This is a genomic window from Streptomyces sp. NPDC058653, assembly GCF_042716895.1.
GTDB lineage: Bacteria > Actinomycetota > Actinomycetes > Streptomycetales > Streptomycetaceae > Streptomyces.
This window is the reverse complement of the sequence record NZ_JBHXRM010000036.1, coordinates 56,226-80,295: the sequence shown is the minus strand read 5'-3', so window position 1 is coordinate 80,295 and position 24,070 is coordinate 56,226. Positions and strand designations below refer to the sequence as shown.

At 72.8% G+C, this 24,070-nt stretch carries 19 protein-coding genes; 6 read left to right on the top strand and 13 right to left on the bottom strand.

Annotated elements, in window-relative coordinates:
* Nucleotides 1-190: 190 nt before the first annotated feature.
* Nucleotides 191-598, bottom strand: a complete 408-nt coding sequence (locus ACFWU9_RS26650) for a CoA-binding protein (RefSeq protein ID WP_384322683.1) — start codon at nt 596-598, stop codon at nt 191-193.
* 102 nt (nt 599-700) lie between these two features.
* Between ACFWU9_RS26650 and ACFWU9_RS26645 the strand changes: the two genes are divergently transcribed.
* From ACFWU9_RS26645 to ACFWU9_RS26630, 4 genes are all read left to right on the top strand, one after another.
* On the top strand, nt 701-1,327 hold the full coding sequence (locus tag ACFWU9_RS26645) for a YigZ family protein (RefSeq protein ID WP_384322681.1): 627 nt from the start codon (nt 701-703) through the stop codon (nt 1,325-1,327).
* 49 nt (nt 1,328-1,376) lie between these two features.
* On the top strand, nt 1,377-2,543 hold the full coding sequence (locus ACFWU9_RS26640) for an exonuclease SbcCD subunit D (protein WP_384322679.1): 1,167 nt from the start codon (nt 1,377-1,379) through the stop codon (nt 2,541-2,543).
* Nucleotides 2,540-5,563, top strand: a complete 3,024-nt coding sequence (locus tag ACFWU9_RS26635; RefSeq protein ID WP_384322677.1) for an AAA family ATPase — start codon at nt 2,540-2,542, stop codon at nt 5,561-5,563. The genes ACFWU9_RS26640 and ACFWU9_RS26635 overlap by 4 nt, the downstream gene beginning before the upstream one ends.
* A gap of 139 nt (nt 5,564-5,702) precedes the next feature.
* The gene (locus ACFWU9_RS26630; RefSeq protein WP_384322675.1) at nt 5,703-6,632 is read left to right on the top strand and encodes an SDR family oxidoreductase; all 930 of its coding nucleotides are present in this window, start codon (nt 5,703-5,705) and stop codon (nt 6,630-6,632) included.
* An 84-nt stretch (nt 6,633-6,716) separates the two neighbouring features.
* Here ACFWU9_RS26630 and ACFWU9_RS26625 read toward each other — a convergent pair whose 3' ends face one another.
* The 3 genes from ACFWU9_RS26625 to ACFWU9_RS26615 form a co-directional block, all read right to left on the bottom strand.
* The gene (locus tag ACFWU9_RS26625) at nt 6,717-7,055 is read right to left on the bottom strand and encodes a YciI family protein (protein WP_384322673.1); all 339 of its coding nucleotides are present in this window, start codon (nt 7,053-7,055) and stop codon (nt 6,717-6,719) included.
* A 282-nt stretch (nt 7,056-7,337) separates the two neighbouring features.
* Nucleotides 7,338-9,020: a DUF885 domain-containing protein gene (locus ACFWU9_RS26620; RefSeq protein WP_384322671.1), complete on the bottom strand. Its 1,683-nt coding sequence runs from the start codon at nt 9,018-9,020 to the stop codon at nt 7,338-7,340.
* 42 nt (nt 9,021-9,062) lie between these two features.
* A complete protein-coding gene (locus tag ACFWU9_RS26615; protein WP_384322669.1) occupies nt 9,063-9,563 on the bottom strand; it encodes an Lrp/AsnC family transcriptional regulator in 501 nt (166 codons plus the stop codon).
* Nucleotides 9,564-9,631: 68 nt separating this feature from the next.
* Here ACFWU9_RS26615 and ACFWU9_RS26610 point away from each other — a divergent pair, with 68 nt between their 5' ends.
* Nucleotides 9,632-10,882, top strand: a complete 1,251-nt coding sequence (locus ACFWU9_RS26610) for a trans-sulfuration enzyme family protein (RefSeq protein ID WP_384322716.1) — start codon at nt 9,632-9,634, stop codon at nt 10,880-10,882.
* Here ACFWU9_RS26610 and ACFWU9_RS26605 read toward each other — a convergent pair.
* From ACFWU9_RS26605 to ACFWU9_RS26595, 3 genes are all read right to left on the bottom strand, one after another.
* Nucleotides 10,803-12,227, bottom strand: coding sequence for a GNAT family N-acetyltransferase (locus tag ACFWU9_RS26605; protein ID WP_384322666.1), 1,425 nt, complete (start codon nt 12,225-12,227; stop codon nt 10,803-10,805). The two genes, ACFWU9_RS26610 and ACFWU9_RS26605, sit on opposite strands and share 80 nt — an antisense overlap.
* Nucleotides 12,228-12,517: 290 nt before the next feature.
* Nucleotides 12,518-14,122 (bottom strand): alkaline phosphatase D family protein, encoded by a 1,605-nt coding sequence (locus tag ACFWU9_RS26600; protein ID WP_384322664.1) that lies wholly within the window; start codon nt 14,120-14,122, stop codon nt 12,518-12,520.
* A gap of 233 nt (nt 14,123-14,355) precedes the next feature.
* Nucleotides 14,356-15,837 (bottom strand): PLP-dependent aminotransferase family protein, encoded by a 1,482-nt coding sequence (locus tag ACFWU9_RS26595; protein ID WP_384322662.1) that lies wholly within the window; start codon nt 15,835-15,837, stop codon nt 14,356-14,358.
* 383 nt (nt 15,838-16,220) lie between these two features.
* Between ACFWU9_RS26595 and ACFWU9_RS26590 the strand changes: the two genes are divergently transcribed.
* On the top strand, nt 16,221-16,985 hold the full coding sequence (locus tag ACFWU9_RS26590; protein WP_384322660.1) for a GntR family transcriptional regulator: 765 nt from the start codon (nt 16,221-16,223) through the stop codon (nt 16,983-16,985).
* Nucleotides 16,986-17,033: 48 nt separating this feature from the next.
* On the opposite strand, the gene ACFWU9_RS26585 is transcribed toward ACFWU9_RS26590, so the two are convergent.
* From ACFWU9_RS26585 to ACFWU9_RS26560, 6 genes are all read right to left on the bottom strand, one after another.
* Entirely contained in the window at nt 17,034-18,191 is a 1,158-nt protein-coding gene (locus ACFWU9_RS26585) for an ROK family transcriptional regulator (protein ID WP_384322658.1), read from the bottom strand.
* A 256-nt stretch (nt 18,192-18,447) separates the two neighbouring features.
* Nucleotides 18,448-19,020, bottom strand: coding sequence for a G/U mismatch-specific DNA glycosylase (gene mug / locus ACFWU9_RS26580; protein WP_384322656.1), 573 nt, complete (start codon nt 19,018-19,020; stop codon nt 18,448-18,450).
* Between the two features lie 10 nt (nt 19,021-19,030).
* On the bottom strand, nt 19,031-20,473 hold the full coding sequence (purB, locus tag ACFWU9_RS26575) for an adenylosuccinate lyase (RefSeq protein ID WP_384322653.1): 1,443 nt from the start codon (nt 20,471-20,473) through the stop codon (nt 19,031-19,033).
* A 90-nt stretch (nt 20,474-20,563) separates the two neighbouring features.
* A complete protein-coding gene (locus ACFWU9_RS26570) occupies nt 20,564-21,385 on the bottom strand; it encodes an SGNH/GDSL hydrolase family protein (protein ID WP_384322651.1) in 822 nt (273 codons plus the stop codon).
* A gap of 45 nt (nt 21,386-21,430) precedes the next feature.
* Nucleotides 21,431-22,453: a hemolysin family protein gene (locus tag ACFWU9_RS26565; protein WP_384322649.1), complete on the bottom strand. Its 1,023-nt coding sequence runs from the start codon at nt 22,451-22,453 to the stop codon at nt 21,431-21,433.
* Nucleotides 22,450-23,892, bottom strand: coding sequence for a hemolysin family protein (locus ACFWU9_RS26560; protein ID WP_384322647.1), 1,443 nt, complete (start codon nt 23,890-23,892; stop codon nt 22,450-22,452). The genes ACFWU9_RS26565 and ACFWU9_RS26560 overlap by 4 nt, the downstream gene beginning before the upstream one ends.
* Nucleotides 23,893-24,070: the final 178 nt, after the last annotated feature.

Sequence of the window (24,070 nt, the reverse complement as noted above, 5' to 3'; positions counted from 1 at the left end):
TGTTGCGGGTGGGGGTTCCTCCCCTCACTATACATCCTTCAATCGGCCGGGCCCCCGTCGGTTCGCCCGGGGGGGGGGGGGGCGCCCCGGGCCCCCCCACCCCTCCCGCACCGCCTCATCAAGCGCCCTGCTTGGGCGCCCCCGCGGGACACCCCTCACGACTGAACGCGCTCACGCGCCTCCCGCCCCCTCAGACCAGCAGGGGGATCTCGATCGCCGGGCAGCGGTCCATCACCATGTCCAGGCCCGCCGCGCGTGTACGGTCGTACGCCTTGTCGTCGATCACTCCCAGTTGGAACCAGACCGCCTTCGCGCCTATCTCCACCGCCTCGTCCGCCACCGGGCCCGCCAGTTCGCTGTTGACGAACACGTCCACCACGTCGACCGGGAACGGGATCTCCGCCAGCGAGGCGTAGCCCTTCTCGCCGTGGACCGTCTGGGCCTTCGGGTGGACCGGGACCACCCGTTTTCCGTAGCGCTGGAGGACGGCCGCCACCCCGTACGCCGCCCGTGACCTGTTGTCGGAGAGGCCCACGACCGCCCACGTGTCGCCCGTGGCGGTCAGGATCCTGCGGATGGTCTCATCGTCTGCGTACATGCAAGAGACAACCGGGAACACGGCCCCGCAAATTCCCCCGCGCGCCCCCCTTGGCGAGGGCCCGCCATACCGGTCGGTACCCGAAGAGCCTAGGGTGGCTCGATGCATGAGCAGTACCGCACCGTAGCCCGCCGAGGTATCCATGAGACCGAGGTCAACCGGTCGCGCTTCATCTGCGCGCTCGCGCCTGCCACCAGTGAGGAGGAGGCGCAGCACTTCGTCGCCGCCGTGCGCCGGGAGCATCCCACCGCCACACACAACTGCTTCGCCTATGTGATCGGCGCCGACGCCTCCGTACAGAGGGCGAGCGACGACGGGGAGCCGGGCGGGACCGCCGGCACACCCATGCTGCAGATGCTGGTGCGCCGGGACGTGCGGTACGTCGTCGCCGTCGTCACGCGCTACTACGGAGGTGTGAAGCTCGGCGCGGGAGGACTCATCCGCGCGTACGGGGGCGCGGTGGGCGAGGCCCTCGACGCCGTCGGCACCGTCACCCGGCAGCGCTACCGGCTCGCCACGATCATCGTCGACCACCACCGGGCCGGAAAGCTGGAGAACGAGCTCCGGGCCACCGGACGCTCCGTGCGCGACGTGCGGTACGCGGAGATAGTGACCATCGGGATCGGGCTGCCCGACGCCGAGGTGGACGACTTCCGGGCCTGGCTCGCGGACACCACGGCCGGAACTGCCCTGCTGGCACTGGGCGGTGAGGCCTACGGCGACGTCTGATGCCCGAAGCCACCCGTGATGTCCGACCCCACCGTTACTCTCAAGGATCATGAGATTCCTGCACACGTCGGACTGGCACCTGGGACGGTCGTTCCACCGGGTGAGCCTTCTCGACGCACAGGCGGCCTTCCTCGACCACCTCGTGGCGACCGCGCTGACGCGGGAGGTGGACGCGGTCCTCGTCGCGGGCGACGTGTACGACCGGGCGGTGCCGCCGCTCTCCGCCGTCGAGCTCTTCGACCGTGCCCTGCACCGGCTCGCCGAGGCGCGTGTCCCGACGGTGATGATCTCCGGGAACCACGACTCGGCCCGCCGCCTCGGCGTCGGCGCCGGTCTCATCGACCACGCGGGCATCCACCTGCGCACCGACCCCGCGCGCTGCGCCACCCCCGTCGTCCTCGCGGACGCCCACGGCGACGTGGCCTTCTACGGACTGCCGTATCTCGAACCGGCCCTGGTCCGCGAGGAGTTCAAGGCCGCGAAGACCGCGCACGAGGCCGTGCTCTCCGCCGCCCTCGACCGCGTACGGGCCGATCTCGCCGGGCGCCCGGCCGGCACCCGTTCCGTCGTCCTCGCGCACGCCTTCGTGGCCGGCGGCGCCGCCAGCGACAGCGAGCGCGACATCACCGTCGGCGGCGTCTCCGCCGTGCCCACCGGCATCTTCGACGGCGTCGACTATGTGGCCCTCGGCCATCTGCACGGGGCGCAGGCCCTCACCGACCGTGTCCGGTACTCCGGCTCCCCCCTCGCGTACTCCTTCTCCGAGACCGAACACCGCAAGACCATGTGGCTCGTGGACCTCGGCCCGGGGGGCGAGATCGACGCCGAGCGCGTCGACTGCCCCGTGCCACGCCCGCTCGCCCGCCTCCGGGGACACCTCGCGGCCCTCCTGGACGACCCCGCGCTCACCCGCCACGAACAGGCCTGGATCGAGGCCACCCTCACCGACCCCGTGCGTCCCGCCGAACCGATGGCGCGCCTCGCCGAACGGTTCCCGCACACCCTCAGCCTCGTCTTCGACCCCGACCGGGGCGACGAGGACGTCGTCGCGTCCTACGCCCAGCGCCTCGAAGGCCGCAGCGACCAGGAGATCGCCGAGGACTTCGTGGCGCACGTACGCGGCGGCGCGGGGCCCGACGACCGGGAGCGGTCCGTGCTGCGCGGGGCCTTCGACCACGTACGGGTCGACAGCGCCGTACGCGAGGTGACCGGATGAGACTCCACCGGCTGAGCATCACCGCCTTCGGCCCCTTCGCCGACACCCAGGAGGTCGACTTCGACACGCTGTGTGCCGGGGGGATCTTCCTGCTGCACGGAGCGACCGGGGCCGGGAAGACCTCCGTACTCGACGCCGTCTGCTACGCGCTGTACGACGCCGTGCCGGGCGCGCGCCAGCTCAAGGGGCCCGCCGCCAAGGACGCCTCCCTGCGCAGCGACCACGCGGCGGCCGGCACCTACACGGAGGTCCGGCTCGAACTGACCGTCGGCGGGCGGCGGTTGGAGCTCACCCGCCGCCCCGCGCAGGCGCGCCCCAAGAAACGCGGCACCGGCGTCACCACCGAGAAGGCACAGAGCCTGCTCCGGGAGTACGACACCGAGCACGCGGGCTGGCGACCGCTGAGCCGCTCCCACCAGGAGATCGGCGAGGAGATCGGCCAGCTGCTCGGCATGAGCAGGGAGCAGTTCTGCCAGGTCGTCCTTCTGCCGCAGGGCGACTTCGCGCGCTTCCTGAGGGCCGACGCCGAGGCACGCGGCAAACTGCTCGGCCGGCTCTTCGACACCCGCCGGTTCGCCGCCGTGGAAGAGCGGCTCGCCGAGCTGCGCAGGGGCGCCGAACAGCAGGTACGGGCCGGGGACGAGCGGCTGCTCGGCGTCGCGCAGCGCATCGCCGAGGCGTCCGGCGCCGGCATCGAACAGCCGCTGCCCGCACAGCATCCCGGCGACCCGGGCCTCGCCCCCGCCGTCCTCCAGTGGGCGGCCGTCGCCCGCTCCACCGCGTACGAACGCGCGGACATCGCCGAGTCGGCCCTGGCGAACGCCGAGAGCAAGCAGGCGGCGGCGCGCCGAGTGCTCGACACCACACGTGAACTGGCCAGGCTGCAACAGCGGTTCGCCGAGGGACGGCGACGGGCCGAAGCCCTCGAAGCCCGCCGTCCTCAGCACGAGGAGACGCGCGCCCGGCTGGAACGCGCCCGCAAGGCCGACCGGGTCGCCCCCGCGCTCGCCCTGCGCGAGGACGCCGAGCGCGCCCACCGCACGGCCACCGCCGTCCTCGACCGGGCACGCGCCCGTCTCCCCGCCGAGCTCGTCGACTCCGGCGCCGACCATCTCTCCACGCTGGAGCGGAAGATGCTCGAGGAGCTGGGCCGGGTCGACGCCGCCCGGGGCGCCGAGCGGCGCAGCGCCGAGATCAGCAGGGAACGGGCCGAGCTGGACCGCCAGGCGCGCGCCGACGACGAGCTGCTCGCGGACGCCGAGGGCTGGCTCGCCGGCTGGGACGCCACCCGCCGGGGCCACCAGGAACGCGTCGAGACGGCCCAGGAGGCGGCGACCCGCGCCGAACAGCTCGCCGGACAGTTGGAGCCGGCCCGGGGCCAACTCGACGCCGCCCGCGCGCGGGACGCCCTCGAAACCCGGACCGCCGCCTCGCGGACCCTCCTCAACAGCGCCCGCGAGCGCGCCAACGACGCCAAGGAGACCTGGCTCGATCTGCGCGAGCGCCGACTGCGCGGCATCGCCGCCGAACTCGCCGCCGGTCTCACACCGGGCGAACCGTGCGCGGTCTGCGGCTCCGCCGACCACCCTGCGCCCGCCCGCGCCGGCGCGGGCCAGGTCGACCAGGCGGCGGAGGACGCCGCGTTCGCCGCCTCCCGGAGCGCCGAGGAGGCGGTCGCGGTGGCCGAGCGCGAACACGCCTCCGTACGGGAGGAGTACGCGGCGGCCCGCTCGGCCTCCGGCGGATCCGCCGTCGCCGAACTGGTCGCGCTCACGGACCGGCTGGGCCGCGAACACGCGGAGGCGCACCGCCTCGCAGCCGGCACCCACGCGGCCCGCGAGGCGCTCGCCCGCGCCGAACGGGAGCGCGAGGACCGGCTCACCGCCCAGCAGTCGGCCCAGAACCGCGTCGCGGCCCGCACCTCGCGGCGCGAGGCCCTCGACCGCGAACAGACCGCCCTCGAATCCGACTTGGTCCGCGCCCGGGGTGACGCCGGTAGCGTCGCCGCCCATGCCGGACTGCTGGCGGACAGGGCACGGCTGCTGGCCGAAGCGGCCGACGCCGTAAGGGACTTCGACACGACGGCCCAGCGGCTCAAGGACGGCGACGACCGGCTCGCGGACGCCGCCTTCCGGGCCGGTTTCGACACCCCGCGCGAGGCGGCGGCGGCGATGCTGTCCGACGTGGAACAGCGCGGACTGACCCACCGGATGGACGACTGGCAGGCCGAGGCGGCCACCGTCGCCGACCGGCTCGCCGAGTCCGACGCGCGCGACGCCGCCGAGCAGCCGCCCGCCCCGCTCGACGCGGCGCTGCGGTCGTCCGAGTCCGCGGAGTCCGCGCTGCGCACCGCGTCCTCGGCGCTGGACGAGGCACGCGGACGGAGCACACAGCTGGCCGCGCTGTCCCGGCGGGCCGAGGAGGAGGTACGGCGCCTCGGCCCCCTCCGTACGGAGTACGAGCGGGTGGCCCGTCTCGCAGCGCTCACCGCCGGCACCTCCACCGACAACGACCGCAAGATGCGGCTGGAGTCGTACGTCCTGGCCGCCCGGCTCGAACAGGTCGCCTCGGCGGCGACGGCGCGGCTGCTGCGCATGTCCTCGGGCCGCTACACCCTGGTCCACTCCGACGCGCGGGGCGGTGGCGGGAAGCGGTCAGGACTCGGACTCCATGTGATCGACTCCTGGACGGGCAGCGCGCGGGACACGGCGACCCTCTCGGGCGGCGAGACGTTCTTCGTCTCCCTCGCCCTCGCGCTCGGCCTCGCGGACGTCGTCACCGACGAGGCGGGCGGCGCGCGTCTGGACACCCTCTTCATCGACGAGGGCTTCGGCAGTCTGGACGACCAGACGCTGGACGAGGTCCTGGACGTGCTTGACTCGCTGCGTGAACGCGACCGGAGCGTCGGCATAGTCAGCCATGTCGCGGACCTCCGCCGCCGGATTCCCACGCAGCTGGAGGTGACGAAGTCACGCCGGGGCTCGACGGTCAGCCTCCGCACGGGCGGCACCGACGGCTGAGCCGTACCGGCCGGGGCGTAGGGACCTCGTACGCCCCAGGTCAAGGAGTACGAGCCTCCCGGCACGGCCCCGGTCGCTGTGCGGCGCGCCGTCGCAATCCGTATGACAGCGCCCCGGCCGCCGACCATCATGGCTGACCATGCCTCAACTATCCGAGCCCGACGCCCAGTCCCTCCGCCGTGAGTACATGCCCCTCCGGGGCCGTACCGCCCTCGTCACCGGTGCCAGCCGGCGCGCCGGTATCGGGTACGCGGTCGCCCGGCGCCTCGCCGCGTACGGCGCGAGCGTCTACCTCCACCACCATGTGCCGCACGACCGGACGCAGGCCTGGGGAGCGGACCCCGACGGCCCCGACGGGGTCGCCGCCGGGGTCCGCGAAGCCCTCGGGTGTCCGGGTGCCACGGTGGAGCACGGACCCGGCGACCTGTCCGACCCCGACGGTCCCGCCACGGTCTTCCGGGCCGCCCGCGAGGCGCTCGGCGGAGTGGTCGACATTCTGGTGGCCAACCATGCCCGCAGCGGCTCGGACGGCACCCTCTGGGAGATCGACGCGGACATGCTCGACGCGCACTGGGCGACCAACACCCGCTCGGTGATCCAGCTGGTCCAGGAGTACGCCAAGGCGCGCGTCGCCCACCCTGTACGGATCCGGCACGGCAGCCGCGTCGTGATGATGACCTCCGGCCAGGATCTCCGGAACGGCATGCCCGAAGAGATCGCCTACAGCCTGTCCAAGGGGGCACTCGCCTCGGCGACCCGGACCCTGGCGGCAGCGCTCGGCCACGCCGGGATCACTGTCAACACGGTCAACCCCGGCCCCGTCGACACGGATTACCTCACCGGCGAGGCGTACGACCGGATCGCCGGGATGTTCCCGGCCGGACGGTGGGGAATGCCCGACGACCCGGCACGGCTGATCGCCTGGCTCGCCACGGACGAGGCCGCGTGGATCACCGGTCAGGTGATCGACTCGGAGGGCGGCTTCCTGCTGAGCGGCGAGCACTTCAGCCCCGTTCCCGGCGGCCCGTGGCCCCGGGAGCGCCCCGCGGACCTGCCACGACCGCGGTGACCTCCGGCGGCTCCCGGTGCCCGGCGCCGTGCTCTCGGCCCCGGCCGTGGCGGGTCGTCCTCGGCCGTGGCGGATTGTCCTCGGTCAGGAAGTCGGGTCGTGCATGAACTCCCGGACCTCTTGCGCGCAGCGGCACGCGGCGGCGATCTCGGCGGCCCACTTCAGCGCTTCCTCATGCGAGGACACCTCGATGACCGCGAACCCGCCGAGCACCGTCTTGGTCTCCGGGTACGGGCCCTTGGTGACGGTCCCGTCGGTGGCGACGACGCTCGCCCGCTGGCTCGGCAGCCCACCGCCGAAGACCCACACACCGGCGTCCTGAGCCCTGCGCACCACATCGAGAGAGGCGTCGGCCACCGCGGGCAACTCCTCCTCGGGGAAGTTCATCGAGCCGTCGTCGAACGAGATCAGGTACCGCGTCATTCTCAGCTCCTTCGGCCTACGGCCTGCTTCGGCCGCGCCTCATCCTAGGACGCCGTCCGGGGTGAGCACCCCCTACCAGCGCGGCAGTTCATGGGCCCGCAGGTACGTCCGGCCCATCGACGGTCCCGTCGTAGGGACAGTCCTCCGGACTCCGCGACCGACGTCGGAGCCGCACGTGCGAGGCCACGCGAGCCCGGAGGTCCGGCTCGGAAGTCGGAGCCGTACAAACGAAGTCCTACGCGCGGGCGCCCGGCGGTGGGACGCCGGGCGCCCGCGGGCCGCTCATAGCTTGGACAACTCGTCCACCAGATCGTCCAGACCCAGCGACCCCTGCGACAGCGCCGCCATGTGCCACGCCTTCGCGTCGAACGCGTCCCCGTGCCGCTCGCGCGCGTTCGCGCGGCCCAGGAGCCACGCCCGCTCGCCCAGCTTGTAGCCGATCGCCTGGGCGGGCATCGACAGATAGCGGGTCAGCTCGCTCTCCACGAACTCCGCCGGCCTGCCGCTGTGGTTGCCGAAGAACTCCTGCGCCAGAGCGGGCGTCCAGCGCTCGCCCGGGTGGAACGGCGAGTCCTCCGGGATCTCCAGCTCCAGATGCATGCCGATGTCCACGATGACCCGGCAGGCACGCATCATCTGCGCGTCCAGATAGCCGAGCCTGCGCTCCGCGTCCGGCAGGAAGCCCAGCTCGTCCATCAGCCGCTCCGCGTACAGCGCCCAGCCCTCGGCGTTCGCGCTGACACCGCCCACGGACGCCTGGTAGCGGGAGAGCTGGTCGGCGACATGCGTCCACTGGGCGATCTGGAGGTGATGGCCGGGGACACCCTCGTGGTACCAGGTGGAGACCAGGTCGTACACCGGGAACCGTGTCTCGCCCATCGTCGGCAGCCAGGTGATGCCGGGACGGGAGAAGTCCTCGGAGGGGCCGGTGTAGTACGGGGCCGCCGCGCCGCCGGGCGGGGCGATGCGGGACTCCACCTTCCGTACCCGGTCGGCGAGTTCGAAGTGTGTGCCGTCCAGCGCCTCGATGGCCTCGTCCATCAGGCCCTGGAGCCACTCGCGTACCTCCTGGACCCCCTCGATGTGCTCACCGTGCTCGTCCAGATGGGCCAGCGCCTCCCAGGGGGTCGCGCCGGGCAGGATCTTGGCGGCCTCGGTGGTCATCTCGGCGTACAGCCGGTGGTACTCGGACCAGCCGTAGGCGTAAGCCTCGTCGAGATCGAGATCCGTGCCGTTGAAGTAGCGCGACCACCGGGCGTAGCGCTCCCGGCCCACGGTGTCCGGGGCGTCCTCGACGGCCGGCGCGTACACGTCCCGCATCCAGTCCCGCAGTTCGACGACGGCGCCGGTGGCGGCGACCGCCGCCGCGTCCAGCTCCGCACGCAGCGAGTCCGGTCCGGACGCCGCGAACTCCTCGAACCAGCCGCGGCCGTCGCCCGCCCAATCCGTGAGCTGGGCGATGAACGTCGCGGTCGGCCGGGGCCCGCCGAACAGCTTCCGCTCCAGGCCGAGGGCCAGCGACTCGCGGAACCCGTCGAGCGCGGCCGGTACGGCGCGCAGGCGCTGGGCCACAGCCGCCCAGTCCTCGACCGTCTCGGTGGGCGTGACGGTGAAGATCTCGCGGACGTGGTGGGCGGGGGAGTGGATGTTGCTGACGGCCCGAAGATGCTCGTCGGTGTCATGGACGGCGAGTTCGGCGTTCAGCCGTTCGCGGAGCAGCCTGGCGCAGCGCCGCTCCTGGTCGCTGTCGGCTCCCGGCAGCTTCGTCGCGGCGTCGAGTTCCGCGAGGGTCTCGCGGGCGAGGTCGGCGAGGGCCTTCGCTCCGGCCGGTGAGTAGTCGGGGAGGCGGCCGGAACTGGCCGCGACACCCAGGAAGGTACCGGTGATCGGATCGAGTTCGATGAGTGCGTCGACATAGGCGTCGGCGACCTGGCGGGGCAGCGCGCTGCTGGAGGTGTCTGGCATGGGCCACATCCTCTCCGAGCGAGGACCGCGCGTCACCCCACCTCAGGACCGCGTCGTCGGCTGATTGGCCGATGAAGGGGGCATAAGGGGACCGCAGTCCCACTGCTGGAAGACCAGGCGCGTCTCGACACGGGCCACTTCGGGCCGTGAGGTGAACTCGTCCACCACGAGCCGCTGGAGATCCGCGGTGTCCGCGACCGCCACATGGACCAGATAGTCGTCGGGCCCCGTCAGATGGAACAGGGCGCGGGACTCGGGCAGGCCACGAATCCGTTCCACGAACGGTTTGATCAGCTCGCGGCGGTGCGGCCGGACCTGTACGGAGAGCAACGCCTGGAGCCCACGGCCGAGTTTGGCCGGATCGAGGCGCAGCTGATGCCCCAGGATCACCCCGGATCGCCGCAGTCTGGCCACTCGGTCCAGACAGGTCGACGCGGCCACCCCGACCTCGGCGGCGATGTCCCGGTAGGTGGTCCGTGCGTCGTTCTGCAGCAGGCGCAGAATATGCAGATCGACCGTGTCAAGTGCGACTGACTCGCTCATTCGGCGAACGTAGCACGGAGGATCCCCCATGATTCCCGCCGGATGTTCAGAGTGTGCCCATGGACCCCATGGATGCCCGCGGCACGGCGGACCCCGTAGCCGCCCACCTCGCCGATACGTTCCCCCGGACCCTTCCCCGAGCGCTCGCGACCGAGGCCGTGCACGCGGGGCGCGAGGATCTCGCGCGACTCGGTGTGCACGCGGCGCCGATCGATCTGTCGACGACCTATCCCTCCTACGACACCCGTGAGGAGGCGGCGCGGATAGACGAGTTCGCCGCCACCGGGGCGCTGCCCGACGGGCCGCCCGTCTACGCGCGCCTGGACAATCCGACGACGGCCCGGTTCGAGACGGCGCTGGCGCGCCTGGAGGGCACCGAGAGCGCGGTGGCCTTCGCCAGCGGCATGGCCGCCCTGACGGCCGTCCTGCTCGCACGGTCGGCCACGGGACTGCGCCATGTCGTCGCGGTGCGTCCTCTGTACGGATGCAGTGACCATCTCCTGACCGCCGGGCTCCTCGGTACGGAGGTCACCTGGACCGATCCGGCGGGCATCGCCGACGCGATCCGCCCCGACACCGGGCTCGTGATGGTCGAGACGCCCGCGAACCCGACCCTCGCCGAGGTCGACATCGCCGCCGTCGCGCACGACTGCGGCTCGATCCCGCTGCTGGTCGACAACACGTTCGCGACCCCCGTCCTGCAACGGCCCGTCGAGCACGGGGCCCGGCTGGTGCTGCACAGCGCGACGAAGTATCTCGGGGGCCACGGCGACGTACTCGGCGGTGTGGTCGCGTGCGACGAGGAGTTCGCGCGCACGCTGCGCCAGATACGGTTCGCGACCGGCGGTGTCCTGCATCCGATGGCCGGCTATCTGCTGCTGCGCGGTCTGTCCACACTGCCGGTGCGGGTACGGGCGGCGTCGGCCACCGCGGCCGACCTGGCCCGCAGAATGGCGACCGACCCGCGCATCGCCCGGGTGCACTACCCGGCCGTCGGCGGCGCGATGGTCTCCTTCGAGGTGTACGGCGACCCGCACGAGGTGATCGCGGGCGTCCGGCTGATCACCCCCGCCGTGAGCCTCGGCAGCGTGGACTCGCTCATCCAGCACCCGGCCTCCATCAGCCACCGCGTCGTGGCGGAGGGAGACCGGCGGTCGGCCGGGGTGAGCGACAGGCTGCTGCGGATGTCGGTCGGACTGGAGGACGTCGAGGATCTCTGGCGGGATCTGACCGAGGCGCTCAGCGGCCGGCCTGGTCGCGCAGGGCGATCTCCTGAGCCCCGTACGGTGCCTCGTCCGTCCCCTTCAGCCGGGCGGTGACGACGAGGGTGCCACCCTCTATCTGGTAGTCGAGGGGCAGACCGAGTCCGCGCATGGCGGCGACCATGCCGGTGTTGGACGCCTGCGTCACGGCGTACACGCTGCTGGAGCCCGCGTCGACGGCGAGCGCGACGAGCCGGCCGAGCAGTTCGGAGCCGATGCCGCGCCGCTGCCAGGCGTCCTCCACGATCAGCGCGAGCTCGGTCTCGTCGCCGTCCCAGAGCAGATGGCCGAGGGCGACGAGTCGTCCGGAGGCCGTCTGGACCTTGAGCGTCCGGCCGTGGCGGGGGCTCAGCAGATGGTCGAGATAGCGGTCGGCGTCGTCGACGGGACCGCGGTAGCGCAGGCCCAGGGTGTGGTCGGAGCAGCGCGCGTGCATCGCCGACGCCGCGTCCACGTCGCTCTGGTCGGCGCGCCGCACGGTGATCGCGTTGCCCTCGGGCAGCGTCAGGACGTCCCGGCCGTGGGGGACGCGCGGGCCGAGGCGGGCGTCGAGTTCGATCAGGGCACGCGCCCTGGCGAACTCGGCCGGGGTGAACGGCAGATGGTGCCGCTCGACGCTGATCACGCCGCCGTTCGGGTCGCGCATCCGCATCGTGGTGCCCTCCAGGATGCCCTCGACCGGGGCGCACTCACCGGTCGGGCCCTCGGCGGGGGAGACGGCGGGGAGCGAGTGGATCGTGCAGCGGCCGAGCAACTGGCGCAGGGCGAGGGGCAGTTCGGCGCCGTCGAGGGCGGTACGGGTGGCGAGGCCGAGCACCCGGGTGGGGGCGTCCACGAGGTCGTGCGCGTCGGCGCGCTCGATCCAGATGTCGCTGCCGCCGGCGCGGGAGATCTCGTCGGTGAGCTGCCGCGCGGGCAGCGACGCGGGCGCGCGCAGCAGGAACTCGTCGACGGTGCCGGTGGCCAGCGGGTGGGTCTGGAGCGTGAGGATGTCCACCCGGCGCCGGGCGAGGACCGTGCAGAGCGCGGCCAGTGAACCGGGGGCGTCCCGCACGGTGGCGCGCATCCGCCAGAGGGTGGTTGCGGTGTCGGCGTGGCCGCCGGCCGCGAGGCCGTCGGGCCCGTCCGACGGAGTGTCCGCGGCGCGTACGTCGACGGCGGAGCGGCCGGCGATGTCGGCGTGGTGGCCGTGGTGTCTCGACCACCAGGTGTGGAATCCGGCCGTGATGACCAGGGCGATCGCGGAGGCGACCAGCAGGACGGGTCCGTCCGGCCCGTGCACGATCATGTTCGCGACAGCGTCGGCGACCGCGACCGCCGTGAACAGGGCGGCCAGTTCGACGAGATCCCGGCGCCAGTGGTGGGGACGGCGGGCACTCTTCGAGTGAGTCACATCGGTCATGCACTCACTGTGACTCAACGGTGTTGCGCGATCACGAACGTACTGTGACTGATGGGTAAAAGATGCTTCTGTTCCCCTATCAAATACTTTTGGCTGATTTATGGCGCGAGTTGTCCACTCCCCGGGGAGAGGCCGAGGCGGCCGAGGTGGCCGGAGAAGCCCCGGGGCGCGTGACCGCCGACGGTCACGGACGGGGTCTGTTCACCCGTCACACCAGCGAGGCTACCTGCTCCCGGACGCGCGAGCACCTCGCGGTACCCACGCGTCCGGAGAGATCAGTGGACCGGGGTCTACTGGCCGACCCGGCCCGGCTTCAGCACCTTGCTGAACAGCACCTTGTTCCCCTGCGCCCGCAGCCGCACGGTCAACTCACCGCTGCCGCCGTCGATGTCGACCTCGCCGAAGTACTGCGACGACTCCATCGGCGAGACGTTCGCCCGGTCCGGAGCCTGGACGAAGACACGGTTCGGCCCGAACGTCGGGTCCAGCGCGTTCGCCTGGAAACCGCCCGCCGCGAGCGGGCCCGACACGAACTCCCAGAACGGCGCGAAGTCCTTGAACGCCGCCTTCTCCGGCTCGTAGTGCTGCGCCGACGTGTAGTGCACGTCCGCCGTCAGCCACACCGTGCCGGTGATCCGGCGGTGCTTGACGAACCGCAGCAGGTCGGCGATCTGGAGCTCGCGCCCGAGCGGCGCGCCCGGGTCGCCCTGGGCGATGGCCTCGATGTTCGCCGTGCCGTCCGGCACGACGAGACCGATCGGCATGTCGGCGGCGATCACCTTCCACACCGCGCGCGAACGCGACAACTCGCGCTTGAGCCATTCGAGCTGCTCGGCGCCGAGGATGCCGGTCGTGTCGTCGGCCTGCCGGCCGGGGGAGTTGGCGTTCCGGAACGAGCGCATGTCCAGCACGAACACGTCGAGCAGCGGCCCGTACCGCACCACCCGGTGCACCCGCCGGTCCTCGCCGCGCGCCTGGAGGGTCGTCACGGGGAAGTACTCGCCGAACGCCTGGAACGAGCGCGCCGCGAGCACGTCGACGTCCTTCTCCTGATACCGGACGTCGTCCAGGATCTGGCCCGGGTACCAGTTGTTGCGCACCTCGTGGTCGTCCCACTGCACGATCGTCGGCACCTGGGCGTTGAACCGGCGGACGTTCTGGTCGAGCAGGTTGTAGCGGAACTGCCCCCGGTACTCGTTCAGCGTCTCGGCGACCTTCGACTTCTCCTCCGTGACGATGTTGCGCCAGATCCGCCCGTCCGGCAGCGTCACCGACGGCTCCAGCGGCCCGTCCGCGTACACGGTGTCACCGCTGCACAGGAAGAAGTCGGGGTCGAGCCGGCGCATGTCGTCGTACGCGCGGTAGCCGCCGATGTCCGGGTTGATGCCCCAGCCCTGGCCGGCGATGTCGCCCGACCACAGGAAGCGCACGCCCTGTCGGCGCCGTGCGGGAGCGGTACGGAACGTGCCGTACACCGGCTCGCCCGTACGGCGCGGGTTGTCGGGGTCGGCGAGCGTCACCCGGTAGTGCACCTGCTCACCGGCGGGCAGTCCGCGCAGCGGCGTCGTCCCCGTGAAGTCGCTGCCGGCGCCGAGGACCGGGCCGTGCCACCTCTGGGTGTGGCGGAAGGAGCTGGTCGCCGAGGTCTCCACGATCATCCGCGCGGGCCGGTCGGAGCGGATCCACACCAGACCGGAGGACGAGGTGACGTCCCCGACCTGGACACCCCAGTCGGCGCTCGGCCGGCCGGAGAGCGCCTGGGCGGGGGCGGCTCCGGCGACGGTCCCGGCGACGGCCGCGGCGGTCGTCGGCAGGGCCAGTGCGGCGGAGGCGGCGAGGGAGCCGCGCAGTACGGTGCGGCGGTCCGTGGCGGGATTCCGGGGGCTGTTCGTCATCGATGTGCCTCCTGCGGCGGGATCGGTGCGGATCGGCGGTGCTTCGGTACGGCTTCGGTGCTGCGCTTCGGCGCTGCTTCGGCGCGGCCACTGGTGGCGGCGGGTGGCGCGGGCCGGGTGAGGTGTGGGGACGGTGTGTCTGGCGTGACGTGCCATAGGTAGCGCCCGGCAGCGGCCGGTACACGAACCCCGGGTGAACAACCCGCCCGCCGGCGCGCCCGTACCGGCCCGGTTCAGCCCGGCCCGACCGCCCGTGCCAACAGCCCGACGCCGCGCGTGATCCCGGCGGGTGACTGGTGCGCGTACCCCATGACCAGCCGCACCCGGCCGTCGTCCGGCCGCGCCGTGCCGTGGTACGCCAGCGGGCGCAGCGCCACCCCGGCGCCCGCCGCCCGCGCCAGGAACCGCGCCTCCGGGCCGTACCGCTCGTCCAGCGCCGCGATGATGTGCAGGCCCGCCGCGATGCCGCTGACCTCGGTGCCGGGGAAGTGCTCGTCCAGCGCCGCGATCAGCGTGTCCCGGCGGCGCCGGTACGCGGACCGGCAGCGGCGCAGATGGCGGTCGTAGCCGCCCTGCCGGACGAAGTCCGCGAGCAGCGCCTGCTCCAGTACGGGATTGCCGAGGTCCATGGTGCGTTTGCGCTCGACCAGTTCCTCGGTCAGCTCCTCCGGCGCCAGCAGCCAGCCGATCCGCAGACCCGGCGCCATCGACTTGCTGACCGAGCCCATGTACGCGACCCGCTCCGGGTCCAGGCCCTGCAACGCGCCGACCGGGGCCCGGTCGTAGCGGAAGTCCCCGTCGTAGTCGTCCTCCAGGACGAAACCGTCCACCGACCGTGCCCAGTCGAGGAGTTCGGTACGGCGCGCCGCCGAGTACGCGATGCCGGACGGGAACTGGTGGGCCGGAGTCGCCACCACCGCCCCGACGCCCGCCCGCGCCGCCGCACCCGGCACCAGGCCCTCGGAGTCCAGCGGCAGCGGGACCGGACGGAGTCCGGCCGACCCGAGCACCGCGCTGTTCTCGGGACTGCCGGGGTCCTCGACACCCACCGCCCGCACCCCGCGCCCGTAGAGGGCGAGGCCGAGCAGCGTCATCGCCTGCGCCACCCCGGAACAGACCAGCAGCCGCTCCGGATCGGCCACCACCCCGCGCCGCCGGGCGAGGAGCGCGGCCAGCGCCGTACGGAGCTCAGGCAGGCCCCGCGGATCCGGGTAGCCGAGCGCCCGGTGCGGCAGCCGCGCGAGGACGGCCCGGTGCGCGGCACCCCACGCGGCGCGCGGGAAGAGCGAGAGGTCGGGCGTGCCGGGTACGAAGTCGGCCCGGGCGCCCGGGGGATGGGGAGCCCGGTCGCGGGTCTTCGGGGCCGCGGCCCGTACGGCGTCGCCCACCCACGTACCGGAACCCCGCCCGCTGCGGAGGTAGCCCTCGGCCGTCAGCTGTTCGTACGCGTCGGTGACCAGGCCCCGGGAGACACCGAGATCGGCGGCGAGTTCACGGCTCGACGGCAGCCGGGTGCCCGGGGCCAGCCGCCCCGACCGCACCTCCTCCCGCAGAGCCGACTGGAGCACGCGCCCACGGCGGCGGGCCGGCGCGGAGGCGAGCAGCACGTCCCAGGCGCCGGACCAGGGACCCGGCCCCCGCCCCGGACCGTCGCCGCCGTCCGACGCGGCGCCGTCCGCCGTGCCCTCACCCGAGGTGGTCCCCGATTCCGTCATGGAAGGGGACCTTAAACCGGACCACCCGGGCCCGGGGCATCACCGCCGTACCGTCCCCGCCGCCGGACCGGCGCCGAGCGCCCCTCCTGCTCTTTTCAGCCCTCGTCCCACCGGCCGCCGCGCTCGTCGCGTCGCTCGCCGTCCCCGCACCCCCGCGGTTCCCGCCTCCGACGCTCTCACCTGCTGACGCCGTCGTTTCACGCCAAACCCGCGAACTCTGTGTGAACGATCTGTGGCACAGTGCGATCCTGTCGAGCGTTGCCGCAGGATTGGTCTTGACCAAGACGATCGGCCGTCCTACTCTCGGAGAGTTAGTGCAGGAACCTTTAATAAACAAGTGCATGGAAAAGCCGCCGGGGACACGGCGATTGCGGAGGATCACGGTGGGGACCACGCAGCTGGAGACGGTGCCGGAACCGAAGTACTGGCACCTCAAGACCGTGCTGGGCGAAGCGCTGGACACCGATTTCGCGGTCGGGGAGGTCCTGCCCAACGAACGCGACCTCGCCGCGCGCTTCGGAGTCGCGCGCGCCACGCTCCGGCAGGCGCTCGAACAGCTCGAACTCGAAGGCCGGTTGCAGCGCCGCCGCGGCGTCGGCACGACCGTCGCGCCGCCGCGCATGGGTGTCGACGTGTCGACCACCCAGCAGGAGTGGCCGGGCGCCGACCCGGACGCGTGGCAGCCCGTCGACTCGGTCTCCGCCGTACCGCCCGCCGCCGTGGCCAGGATGCTCGGGACGGACGCGGGCGACGAGGTCCACACGGTCCGCAGGACACGCGTGACGCACGGGCAGACCGTCGCGGCCGAGCTTCTCTACGTGCCGTCGGCGTCCGTGCCCGAGCTGCCCGCCATAGACATTCCCTCGGGCCCGGCCCGCGCCCGCAGCGTGCTGCGTGAGTTGCAGCGGCTCGGTATGGAGGGCCAGGACCGCGCCGTGGAGCTGGGCTCGGCCCGGGTGGACGACGCGAAGGAGCTCGACCGGCTGCCCGGCGCGCCCGTCCTCGTCGTCACCACGCGCTATCTCGCCGGAGGCCGTACCGCCGCCGTGTCGATGGCCACCTACCGCGCGGACACCTGCCGGCTCACCTTCGGGGACACCGGCGACGTGGAGATAAGCCACCACACCGACGAGCGCAAGGCCTCCTGACCGAGGCCCGGTTCCGCCCCCGTCCCCACGTACGGCCCGTCGCCTGTCTCAGCGGCGGGCCGTCACCGTCCCCTCGACGGCGAAGAGTTGTTCCTCCACATGGTCGAGCGCCAGGCGCAGCGCGCCCGTCGCCACCGCGGCCTCGCCCAGCAGCGACAGCGTCACCTTCGGCGGGCGCAGACAGTACCGCGACAACTCGTCGCGCAGCGGGTCGAGTACGCCGTCGAGACCGGCCGCCCAGCCGCCGATGACCACCAGTTCGGGGTCCAGCGCCAGCACCAGCGCGGCCACGTCGTGCACCAGCCGCTGGATGAACCGCTCCATGGCCTGCTTCGCCCCGATGTCGCCCTGCTTCGCCAGCGCGAACACACGGGCCACCGCGCGCTCGTCGAGCGGATGCAGCGGCTCGTCGGTCGTCGACAGCAGCTTCTCCGGTGTCACCTCGCGGCCCAGCAGATGCAGCGCCCCGATCTCACCGGCCGCGCCGCCGAAGCCCCGGTGCAGCCGGCCGCCGATCAGCGAGCCGGCCCCCGGGCTGAGACCCGCCAGGACGAACACGATGTCGTTCGAGTCCGTGGCCGCGCCCTTCCAGTGCTCGGCCACGGCCGCCGCGTTGGCGTCGTTCTCCACCAGCACCGGGCACCGGAACGAACGCCGCAGCCGTTCGCCGAGCGCCAGGCCCGTCCACTCGGGCAGCGCCGTACCGAGCCGTACCGTCCCGTCGGCCTCCACGATCCCGGGGGAGCCGACACCGACGGCCCGCAGCGAACTGCGCGCCACTCCCGCGCGGCGCAGTACGTCGGCGACGACGACCCGCACCCGGTCCAGCCGCTCGTCCGCCGACGCGGTCTCGGTGGCCTCCCGTGAACTGGCCCCGATGATCCGGCCGTCGAGCCCCGACAGCAGCGCGGCCACCCGGTGCGGCCCGATCTCTATGCCGAGCAGATGCCCCGCCTCGGCCCGGAACCTGAATCTGCGCGCGGGCCGGCCCTGCCGCCGGGCCTCGCCCTCACCCGGCGCGGACTCCACGACCAGGCCCAGTTCCATCAGCCCTTCGACGACACCTTCCACCGTCGGCCGCGACAGTCCGGTGATCCGGGTCAGATCGGTGAAGGTGGGGCAGTCGGCCCCGCGCAGGGCGTGCAGCACCACGGCGGAGTTGATCCGCCGCAACAAGGACGGGTCCCCGCCGGTCAGCCGCCCCACGGTATGTCCTCCCAGCTCGTGCGCGTGTCTGCCGGATGGTACTCGGTGGTCGCCGAGGCGGCTAACGGACGACGAAAAGGCATCCGGAGCGTGCCGTAACGCGGCTTTCGTGGCAGGGAGCAGGACCCGGAAGAGCACGTCGGGAGCGGCCTTCGACGCGCGCCGCCGGTCGTCTGTCGGAGCCCGGTCGCCGCCGTGTGCCGGTCGTCATCGTAGGCCGGTCGCCGCCGGTTGCCCCTTGGGCGCCCGCTCGTCGTCAGACGCCGGACGCGCCGAGCTCCCCGGCCCGGTCCGGCAGGCCCGCCGCCGTGCGCAGTTCGGCGAACTCCCGCGCCATCGTCTCCGCGGTCCAGTGCGCGTTGAGGCCGCTCGGGTTGGGCAGTGCCCAGATCCGGGTGGTGCCTATCGTGCGCGTCTGAGGGCCGATCACGGCTCGCTTCTCGCCGAACGCCGTGCGGTACGCCGTGATGCCGACGACCGCGAGCCAGCGGGGGCGCAGCCGCTCCACCCTTGCCACCAGGAGCCGGCCGCCCTCGCGGAACTCCTCGTCGTCCAGCTCGTCCGCCCGTGCCGTCGCCCGCGCCACGACGTTGGTGATGCCGAGGCCGTACGTCAGCAGCTCGTCCTGCTCGGAGGGTGCCAACTGCCGTGGTGTGAAGCCCGACAGGCGCAGCACCGGCCAGAAGCGGTTGCCGGGGCGGGCGAAGTGATGGCCCGTCGCCGCCGACATCAGACCGGGGTTGATCCCGCAGAAGAGCACGCCCAGGCCGGCCGCGGCCACGTCGGGGATGACGCGGTCGCGGGCGGCGGCCAGCTCCTCCGGTCTCACCTCGCCGGCCTCAGAGGATCGATCCGGGCGTGTATCCGGCGGCCTCCGGGTGCCGCTTCACGATCTCCTCGATCCGCGCGACCACCGCCGCCACCTGGTCACCGGCCGCACCGGTGAACGACAGCTTGTCGGCCATCAGCGCGTCCAACTGCCCCCGGTCCAGCGGCATCCGGTCGTCGGCCGCGAGCCTGTCCAGCAGTTCGTTGCGCTCCGCGCCCCGCTCACGCATCGCCAGCGCGGAGGCGACGGCGTGCTCCTTGATGACCTCGTGCGCGGCCTCCCGGCCGACCCCCGCGCGTACGGCGGCGATCAGCACCTTCGTCGTCGCGAGGAACGGCAGGTAGCGGTCCAGCTCGCGGGCGACGACGGCGGGGAAGGCGCCGAACTCGTCCAGGACCGTCAGGAACGTCTCCAGCAGCCCGTCGAACGCGAAGAACGCGTCCGGCAGCGCCACCCGGCGGACGACGGAGCACGACACGTCGCCCTCGTTCCACTGGTCGCCCGCCAGCTCGCCCGTCATCGACGCGTAGCCGCGCAGGATCACCATCAGCCCGTTGACGCGTTCGCAGGAGCGGGTGTTCATCTTGTGCGGCATCGCCGACGAGCCGACCTGCCCCGGCTTGAAGCCCTCGGTGACCAGCTCGTGCCCAGCCATCAGCCGGATCGTCTTCGCGACCGAGGAGGGACCGGCGGCCAGCTGCACCAGCGCGGTCACCACGTCGTAGTCCAGGGAACGCGGATACACCTGGCCGACGGAGGTGAAGGCGTGGCCGAAGCCCAGATGCCCCGCGATCCGCGCCTCCAGGTCCGCGAGCTTCGCCGTGTCACCGTCGAGCAGGTCGAGCATGTCCTGCGCCGTGCCGACGGGGCCCTTGATACCGCGCAGCGGATAGCGGGCGAGCAGGTCCTCAAGACGGCCGTACGCGACGAGCAGCTCGTCGGCGGCCGTCGCGAAACGCTTGCCGAGGGTGGTCGCCTGGGCGGCGACATTGTGCGAGCGGCCCGCCATCACCAGCTCCGCGTACTCCCCGGCGAGCTTCCCCAGGCGCGCGAGCACGGCCACCGTACGGTCGCGCGTCAGCTCCAGCGAGAGCCGGATCTGCAACTGCTCGACGTTCTCCGTCAGATCCCGGGACGTCATGCCCTTGTGGACCTGCTCATGGCCGGCGAGCGCGTTGAACTCCTCGATCCGCGCCTTCACGTCGTGCCGGGTGACCTTCTCGCGCTCGGCGATGGACGCCAGGTCGACCTGGTCGAGCACCCGCTCGTAGTCGGCGAGCGCGGACCCGGGCACCTCGACGCCGAGATCCCGCTGGGCCCGCAGCACGGCGAGCCACAGCTGCCGCTCCAGCCTCACCTTCTGCTCGGGGGACCAGAGCACGGCCAGCTCCGCGGAGGCGTAGCGGCCGGCGAGGACGTTGGGGATACGGGGCTTCACAGACGCAGCAGTCACGTGGGTGGAGTCTACTTGGCGGTTCCCGCAGGTCCGAGCCGCGGCCTCGTTCGTACGTGGCTACGAGGGACGCCCGCGCGGAGGGGGGCGCTACGCCTGCTCGCGCCGCAGGTCCGCGTCGCCCGGCAGTACGTCGCCCGGCAGCGCCTCGTACGGCAGCAGTTCCGGACGCTTCGGCGCCCTGCCGTCCCCGGACGAGCGGCCCGTCAGCCGCCGACCGATCCACGGCCCCAGATACTGCCGCGCGAACCGCGCGTCCACCGTGCGCCGTGCCAGCCAGCGTTCGGGCAGCGCGGGCGCCAGCTCCGCGCGCCAGTCGTCCGCCGGCTCCCCGCCCAGCGCCTGCCACACGGCCTCGGCGACCCTGCGGTGACCGTCGGGGGTCAGATGCAGCCGGTCCACGTCCCACATGCGCTGCTCGCCCAGGACCCGGGCCCCGTACAGGTCGACCACCAGCGCGCCGTGCCGGGCCCCCAGCTCGTCGACGAAGGAGAAGAGCCGCTCCCAGCGGGGCCGGAAGCGTTCCATCACCGGACCCCGGCGGGCGGGGCTGCGCATCAGCACCAGCTGTCCGCAGGCCGGGGCGAGACGCTCCACCGCCTCCTCCAGCTGCCCGAGGACGCGCCCGGCGTCGTACGAGGGCCGCAGGGTGTCGTTCAGCCCGCCGACCAGGGTCACCAGATCCGCGCGCATCGCGACGGCGGTGTCCACCTGCTCGTTCAGGATCTGGCCGATGAGCTTGCCGCGTACGGCGAGATTCGCGTACCGGAAGTCTGGCGTCCGGGTGGCGAGCCGGGCGGCCAGCAGATCGGCCCAGCCCCGGTACGAACCGTCCGGCAGGAGATCGGACATGCCCTCGGTGAACGAGTCCCCGAGGGCGACGAAGCTGGTGTATGTGGTGTTCTTCTCCATGGCGCAGCGATCGTATCGCGCGGCCCGCCGGCTCCCGGACGGGCGTCAGCTCCCCCGCGTATGCCGTCCGACCAGCTCGCGCAGCACGTCCTCCATCGTCACCAGCCCCTCCAGCCGGCCCTCCTCGTCGAGCACGGCGGCCAGATGCGTACGGCTGCGGCGCATGGCCGTCAGGACGTCGTCCATCGGGGTGTCCGCGCGTACCTGGGCGATCGCCCGCATCCCGGAGACCTCGAACGGCTCGTCGCGCGGCAGCGCGTCCAGGGCGTCCTTCACATGGAGATAGCCGAGGATCCGCCGGGACTCGTCCACCACCGGGAAGCGGGAGAAGCCGGTGTCCGCCGCCAGCGCCTCCAGCTCCGCCGGCGTGGTCCGCACCCGCGCCGTCACCACCCGCTCCAGCGGCATGACGACGTCCCGCACCGGCCGGTTCCCCAGCTCCAGCGCGTCGTGCAGCCGCTCGGCGGCGCGGTCGTCGAGGAGCCCGGCGTCGCCGGCGTCGGTGACCATCCGGCCCAGTTCGTCGTCCGAGAACGTGGCCGACACCTCGTCCCTCGTCTCGACCCGCAGGAGTTTGAGCAGCCCGTTGGCGAAGGCGTTGACCGTGAAGATCACCGGGCGCAGCGCCCGGGACAGCCACACGAGCGCCGGTCCGAGGAGCAGCGCCGTACGCACCGGTTCGGCCAGGGCGATGTTCTTGGGCACCATCTCGCCGAGCAGCATGTGCAGATACGTCGCGAGGGCGAGCGCGATGACGAACGAGATCGGGTGCACCACCCCCTCCGGCAGGCCCACCGCGTCGAAGAGGGGCTCCAGCAGATGCGCGATGGCCGGTTCGGCGACGATGCCCAGCACCAGCGTGCACAGGGTGATGCCGAGCTGGGCCGCGGCGAGCATCGCCGACACGTGCCGCAGCCCCCACAGGACACTGCGCGCACGGCTGTCGCCCTCCTCGGCGGCCGGCTCGATCTGGCTGCGGCGTACGGAGATCAGGGCGAACTCGGCCCCGACGAAGAAGGCGTTGACGACCAGGGTCAGCAGGCCGACGAGCAACTGGATCGCGGTCACCGGCCCGCCTTCCTGCCCAGGCGACGGACGAGGCCGTGGGCGTGCTTCTTGCCGTCCCCGTCCCTGTCCCTGTCCCTGTCCCCGCCAGTGTCCCCGCTCGTGTCGCCGTCCCCCTCGCCGTCGTCGCCGTCCCCGGGGAGGGGCGCGTGCAGCAGGAGGCGGGCGGCCCGCCGCCCCGAGGCGTCGACGACGTCGATACGCCAGCCGCCGAGTTCCACGTGGTCGCCCTGGACGGGAATCCGCCCGAGTTCGGTCGCGACGAGTCCGGCCAGCGTCTCGTACGGCCCTTCGGGCGCCCGCAGCCCGATCTCCCACAGCTGGTCGAAGCGGGCGGCGCCGTCGGCCGACCAGAGCTCACGGCCGTCGGCGTCCTCCCCGGCGCGCGCCAGGTCCGGTGTCTCGTGCGGGTCGTGCTCGTCGCGTACCTCGCCGACGACCTCCTCCACGATGTCCTCCAGCGTCACCACACCGGCGGTGCCGCCGTACTCGTCGATCACGACCGCCATGGCCCCGTTGCCGGAGAGCCGGTCCAGCAGCCGGTCCACGGTCAGCGACTCCGGTACGAGCAGGGGCTCGCGCAGCACCTCGGACACCCCCGTACGGGCCCGGCGCCCGGCGGGGACACGCAGCACGTCCTTGATGTGGGCGACGCCCACGACCCTGTCGAGGCTGTCGCGGTAGACGGGGAAGCGGGAGAGCCCCGTGGCGCGTGTGGCGTTGGCGACGTCCTCGACCGTGGCGAGTACGTCGAGAGCGGTGACCTGGACGCGCGGCGTCATCACGTTCTCCGCCGTCAGGTCCGCGAGATTGAGGGTCCGTACGAACAGGGCGGCGGTGTCCGGCTCCAGCGCGCCCTCCTTGGCGGAGTGCCGGGCGAGCGCGACCAGCTCCTGGGGGCTGCGCGCGGAGGCCAGCTCCTCGGTGGGCTCCAGACCCAGCAGCCGCACCAGCCGGTTCGCGGTGTTGTTCAGATGGCCGATGAAGGGGCGGAAGCCCGCGGTGAAGAACCGCTGCGGGGTGGCGACCACCTTGGCGACCGCGAGGGGCGAGGAGATGGCCCAGTTCTTGGGGACGAGCTCGCCGACGACCATGAGGACGACCGTCGACAGGGCGGTACCGATGACCAGGGCCAGCGACGAGGCCACGGAGTGCGAGAAGCCGATGGCCTCGACCGGGCCGCGGATCAGCTTCGCCACGGACGGCTCCGCGAGCATGCCGACGACCAGATTGGTCACCGTGATGCCCAACTGGGCACCGGAGAGCTGGAAGGTGAGGCTGCGTACGGCCTTCATGGCGCTCGCCGCACCGCGCTCGCCGTCCTCGACCGCCCGTTCGAGGTCGGCGCGCTCGACCGTCGTCAGGGAGAACTCCGCGGCGACGAAGGCCCCACAGGCCAGCGCGAGCAGCAGCGCCACGAGCAGCAGGAGCACTTCGGTCATCGGGTCACCTCCGTCCCATGGTCGGCCAGCGTACGGAGGGCGGCGCGATATCCGCGGCTGTCGGTGGTGCGTCGGTCCGCGGAGTGCGCGAGGGGCCGGGGGGGGCGCCCGCGCGGCGGGCCCCCCCCCCCCCCCCCCCCCCCCCCCCCCCACCCCCCAACACCCCCCCCCCCCCCCC

Bases quoted from the DNA above. Each gene is read 5' to 3' on its own strand.
- ACFWU9_RS26570 (WP_384322651.1), bottom strand. From the start codon at position 21,385: ATGGAGAAGAACACCACATACACCAGCTTCGTCGCCCTCGGGGACTCG.
- ACFWU9_RS26595 (WP_384322662.1), bottom strand. From the start codon at position 15,837: ATGACGGAATCGGGGACCACCTCGGGTGAGGGCACGGCGGACGGCGCC.
- ACFWU9_RS26610 (WP_384322716.1), top strand. From the start codon at position 9,632: ATGGATGCCCGCGGCACGGCGGACCCCGTAGCCGCCCACCTCGCCGAT.
- ACFWU9_RS26615 (WP_384322669.1), bottom strand. From the start codon at position 9,563: ATGAGCGAGTCAGTCGCACTTGACACGGTCGATCTGCATATTCTGCGC.
- ACFWU9_RS26620 (WP_384322671.1), bottom strand. From the start codon at position 9,020: ATGCCAGACACCTCCAGCAGCGCGCTGCCCCGCCAGGTCGCCGACGCC.
- ACFWU9_RS26625 (WP_384322673.1), bottom strand. From the start codon at position 7,055: ATGACGCGGTACCTGATCTCGTTCGACGACGGCTCGATGAACTTCCCC.
- ACFWU9_RS26630 (WP_384322675.1), top strand. From the start codon at position 5,703: ATGCCTCAACTATCCGAGCCCGACGCCCAGTCCCTCCGCCGTGAGTAC.
- ACFWU9_RS26650 (WP_384322683.1), bottom strand. From the start codon at position 598: ATGTACGCAGACGATGAGACCATCCGCAGGATCCTGACCGCCACGGGC.
- ACFWU9_RS26605 (WP_384322666.1), bottom strand. From the start codon at position 12,227: ATGACCGATGTGACTCACTCGAAGAGTGCCCGCCGTCCCCACCACTGG.
- ACFWU9_RS26560 (WP_384322647.1), bottom strand. From the start codon at position 23,892: ATGACCGAAGTGCTCCTGCTGCTCGTGGCGCTGCTGCTCGCGCTGGCC.
- ACFWU9_RS26600 (WP_384322664.1), bottom strand. From the start codon at position 14,122: ATGACGAACAGCCCCCGGAATCCCGCCACGGACCGCCGCACCGTACTG.
- ACFWU9_RS26635 (WP_384322677.1), top strand. From the start codon at position 2,540: ATGAGACTCCACCGGCTGAGCATCACCGCCTTCGGCCCCTTCGCCGAC.
- ACFWU9_RS26640 (WP_384322679.1), top strand. From the start codon at position 1,377: ATGAGATTCCTGCACACGTCGGACTGGCACCTGGGACGGTCGTTCCAC.
- ACFWU9_RS26645 (WP_384322681.1), top strand. From the start codon at position 701: ATGCATGAGCAGTACCGCACCGTAGCCCGCCGAGGTATCCATGAGACC.